General features: G+C 69.4%; 5 protein-coding genes. 2 read left to right on the top strand and 3 right to left on the bottom strand.

All coding sequences use genetic code 11. The features are described from left to right. Positions 1-333 precede the first annotated feature (333 nt). Positions 334-534: a YegP family protein gene (locus VF662_RS03505; RefSeq protein WP_464137737.1), complete on the top strand. Its 201-nt coding sequence runs from the start codon at positions 334-336 to the stop codon at positions 532-534. A 7-nt stretch (positions 535-541) separates the two neighbouring features. Here the strand turns inward: VF662_RS03505 and VF662_RS03510 are convergent, their stop codons facing one another. Genes VF662_RS03510 through VF662_RS03520 form a run of 3 tightly spaced genes read right to left on the bottom strand, consistent with a single transcriptional unit; the run spans position 542 to position 3,050 of the window. After that, the gene (locus VF662_RS03510; RefSeq protein WP_464137739.1) at positions 542-877 is read right to left on the bottom strand and encodes a 2Fe-2S iron-sulfur cluster-binding protein; all 336 of its coding nucleotides are present in this window, start codon (positions 875-877) and stop codon (positions 542-544) included. Continuing rightward, positions 874-2,001 carry a cysteine desulfurase family protein gene (locus tag VF662_RS03515; protein ID WP_464137741.1) on the bottom strand — a complete coding sequence of 376 codons (1,128 nt, stop codon included), beginning with the start codon at positions 1,999-2,001 and terminating at the stop codon, positions 874-876. Before VF662_RS03515 ends, VF662_RS03510 begins: the two co-directional genes overlap by 4 nt. Next, positions 1,998-3,050, bottom strand: a complete 1,053-nt coding sequence (locus tag VF662_RS03520; protein ID WP_464137742.1) for a cysteine desulfurase family protein — start codon at positions 3,048-3,050, stop codon at positions 1,998-2,000. Before VF662_RS03520 ends, VF662_RS03515 begins: the two co-directional genes overlap by 4 nt. A 104-nt stretch (positions 3,051-3,154) precedes the next feature. On the opposite strand from VF662_RS03520, the gene VF662_RS03525 reads away from it, so the two are divergent. Beyond that, on the top strand, positions 3,155-3,811 hold the full coding sequence (locus VF662_RS03525) for an alpha/beta hydrolase (protein ID WP_464137744.1): 657 nt from the start codon (positions 3,155-3,157) through the stop codon (positions 3,809-3,811). Positions 3,812-3,874: the final 63 nt, after the last annotated feature.

Consider the following 3,874-nt stretch of genomic DNA (forward strand, 5'->3'; position numbering starts at 1 on the left):
GCCTGATGGGCACCGACCGCGTGGAGGCGGTGCGAAGCCGGGTGCTCGCGGAATACCGGACGCCCTCGGGAGAGGTCCCGGACATCCGGATCGAGCGCGCGGCCTCCGGGGCCTCCGTCGAGACCCCGAACCCGTGATCATCCTCTAACGCGGCCGGCGATGCCCCGGGCCGTGCGATTGCGCCGGGAGAGACAAGGCGGCTGAGCACCCTCCTCCGGAAAGCCGGCGAAAAGAACGCGGCAGCGCCCGGGACCGCGTGATAAGCTTCCGGGCCGCGCCGGCGATTCGTCCGGGAAACGCAGGCGGAGCAGCAGGAATGGGGGACTTCGGGCCGTGTATTTCGAAATCTATCGGCAGGACAGCGCGAGCGGCGGCGACACCCCCGGCGCCGACGGCGGGTGGCGATGGAGGCTGAAATGCGCGAACGACGAGACCATCACCAGCGGTGAGAGCTACGCCGACCACGCCGAGTGCCTGCGCGCCGTCTATCTGATCCGCGGCACGTCCAGCCATACCCCGATCCGGGACGTCTGACGGGAGCTCAGCGGCCCTGCATGTTCCTGACCGAGCCCGGCATCCGGACGGTGAGCGTTTCCCACCCCTCCTCGATCCAGATCTGGCAGGCGAGGCGCGAGTGGCGGGTGACGCTGGCGGCGAAATCGAGCAGGTCCTCCTCCTCCTCGCTTGGCGAAGGAAGCCTCGCGAAATCGGCGGCATCGACGATGACATGGCAGGTGGAGCAGGCCATCTGCCCCTCGCACGTACCTTCGAGCGGCTGATCGGCGGCCTGGGCGAGCCAGAGCAGGCGCTCGCCCGGCTCCGCCTCGACTTCGCGTATCTTGCTGCCATCGGCCGAGATGAAGCGCACCAATGTCATGCGGCGAAGCTCCGCTGGCGGCTCGCGGTATCGTCGATCAGCGTGAGCGCCTGCACGAGGTCGTCCTCGCTCGTGTATCGGCCGAAGCCGAGGCGGATGCTGGAGCGGGCGTCTCTCCCCGGTAAGCCGAGCGCCGACAGGACGTGGCTGGTGCGCCCGGAACCGCTCGCGCAGGCCGAGCCCGCGGAGAAGGCGACCTGGCGGAGCTCCGAGATAAGGCGGGCCGCGTCGATGCCGTCGCCGCGGATGTTGAGGTTGCCGTGGTAGCGCCGTTCGGCGGAGCCGTTGAGGCTCCAGCGGTCGCCGAGCACGGAAAGCGCCGTCCGCCAGAGCCGCTCGACATGGGCGTGGTCCTGCTCCGCCTGCGCCGCGAGCAGCCGCGCCGCTTCGCCGAAACCGACGCAAAGCGCCGGGGAAAGCGTTCCCGAACGGATGCCGCCCTCCTGCCCGCCGCCGTGGAGGAGCGGATCGAGCGGAACCCCTTCCCTCACCCACAAGGCACCGATCCCCTTGGGGCCATGAACCTTGTGCGCGGAGAACGCGACCATGTCGCAGGCGCCGAGCGGCACGGGCACACGGCCGAGCGCCTGCACCGCATCGCAGAAGAAGAGCGCGCCCGCGTCCCGGGCGATGCGCCCGATTTCCTCCACGGGCTGGATGACGCCGATCTCGTTGTTGACGAGCATGGCCGCGACGAGGCCGGTGCGGTCGTCCACGCGGGCGGCGAGGAGATCGAGATCAAGCAAGCCGTCGGCTCGCACCGGGAGAATGTCGGTGTCGAAGCCTTGGGTGCCGAGCCACTCGACGGTGTCGAGGACGCAGGCATGCTCGGTGGCGAGGGTGACGATGCGGCGGCGGTTTTGGGGGAGGCGGGAGGCGGCGCCCTTGAGGGCCCAGTTGGCGGCCTCGGTGGCTCCGGAGGTGAAGTAGAGATTCCCGGAGCGCCCCCCTTCCTGCAGCGCGTCCAGCACCCGCCCCCGCGCCACTTCGATCGCCGCGGCGGCTTCGCGGCCAGCGCGGTGGGGGCTGTGGGGGTTGCCGAAATTCGTCTCGAGCCACGGGCGCATCGCCGCGGCGGCTTCGGGCGCGAGCGGCGTCGTCGCCTGATAGTCCAGATAGATCATGCGGAGCGGCGCCTAGCGGCCATGCCCGCCCACATGTCCGCGAAGCGGTCGATCTCGGCCTCGCTGGTGTCGCGACCGAAACTGACTCGGATCACCTCGCGGGCGGCGGGCTCGTCCCAGCCGATGGCGGCGAGGACGTGGCTGGCCTTGAGGCTGCCCGACGAGCAGGCGCTTCCGGCCGAGACGGCGATCCCGGCCATGTCGAACTGGATGAGCTGCGCGTTCGATGGGACGCCCGGCATGCGGTAGGCGCCGATCGTGGGGATGCGAGAAGCGGCGGCGCCGACCACTTCGCCGCCGGCTGCGGTGACCGCGGCTTCCAGCCGCTGCCGGAGAGCGGCGGCCTGCTCCAACCAATCCGAGCCTGCTTCGAGGGCGGCGACCATGCCGAGGATTGCGGGAAGGTTCTCGGTGCCGGCGCGATAACCTTGCTCCTGCCCGCCGGTCGGCTCCAGCAGCGAGAGGTCGCGGACGAGGAGCGCACCGATGCCGGGAGAGCCGCCGAACTTGTGCGCGGAGATCGCGATCATGTCGGCGTCGGGGAGCGGGAGCTTGCCGGCCGTCTGGGCGCAGTCGGCGACCAGGATGCCGCCCTTCGCCCTCACCTCACCGGCGAGCCGCCCGAGCGGCTGCAGGATGCCGGTCTCGTTGTTCGCGTGCTGGACGGCGACGACCGGTCTTTCGCCGTTCACCCAGCCGAGATCGATGATCCCGTCCCTGCCGCCCGGGAGCCGCTCCGCATCGGGCGCTGCCCGGAACACGGCGTCATGCTCGACCGCGGACACGTACCTCTTGCCGCCCTGGGCGCGGCCGAGCGCGATCGCCAGCGCCTCGCTCGCGCCGGAAGTGAAGATCACCTTGCCCCCCCAGCCGAGGGCCGAAGCGACGCGTGCCCGCGCATCCTCCAGCGCCGCCTTCGCCGCCCGCCCTTCCGCATGCGGCGAGCTGGGATTGTGCCAGCGCTCCAGCGCCTCGGCCATCGCCTCGCGCGCCGCCGGCAGGACCGGCGTCGTCGCGGCATGATCGAGATAGATGCGCTTCTGGCTCACTCCGGCTCCGATTGCTAACAGGGCCCGCCTCTCTATATAGGGGCCGCTTCCCGCGCTTGGCATGCCAATGCGCGTTCCTGTCATTTTAGCCAAGCTCAGGTGCGATGCCCGAAGTCATTTTCCCAGGTCCCGAGGGCCGTCTCGAAGGCCGTTTCCAGCCGGGGCCGCGCCCGCGGGCGCCCGTTGCGATGATCCTCCACCCGCATCCGCAGGCGGGCGGCACGATGAACAACCATATCGTGCAGGCGCTCTACAAGACGTTCGTCCGCCGCGGCTTCGCCACCTTGCGGTTCAACTTCCGCGGCGTCGGCAAGAGTCAGGGCATCTTCGACAACGGCATCGGCGAGCTTTCGGACGCCGCCTCCGCACTTGACTGGGTGCAGCAGGTCCATCCGGAAGCGGAGCAGACCTGGGTGGGAGGCGTAAGCTTCGGCGCGTGGATCGGAATGCAGCTCTTGATGCGGCGGCCCGAGGTGCGCGGCTTCATCTCGATCGCTCCGCCCGCCAACATGTACGATTTCACCTTCCTCGCCCCCTGCCCCTCCTCGGGCATCATCATCCAAGGCGAGGCGGACGAAGTGGTAACTCCGAGCGCCGTTCAGAAGCTGGTCGACAAGCTCCGCACCCAGCGGCACATCACCATCCACCATTCGACCGTGCCGGGCGCGAACCACTTCTTCGTGAACGAGATGCCGCAGCTGATGAAGGCGGTGGACGATTATCTCGACATGCGGCTGGACCCGAGCTGCCCGATCAAGTGAGCTTCAAACAGTCCAGATGAGGACGTTGCCGAGGAAGACGGCGGCGGCGAAGAGCATCAGGAG

This window comes from Allosphingosinicella sp. (genome assembly GCF_036387215.1).
Lineage (GTDB): Bacteria > Pseudomonadota > Alphaproteobacteria > Sphingomonadales > Sphingomonadaceae > Allosphingosinicella.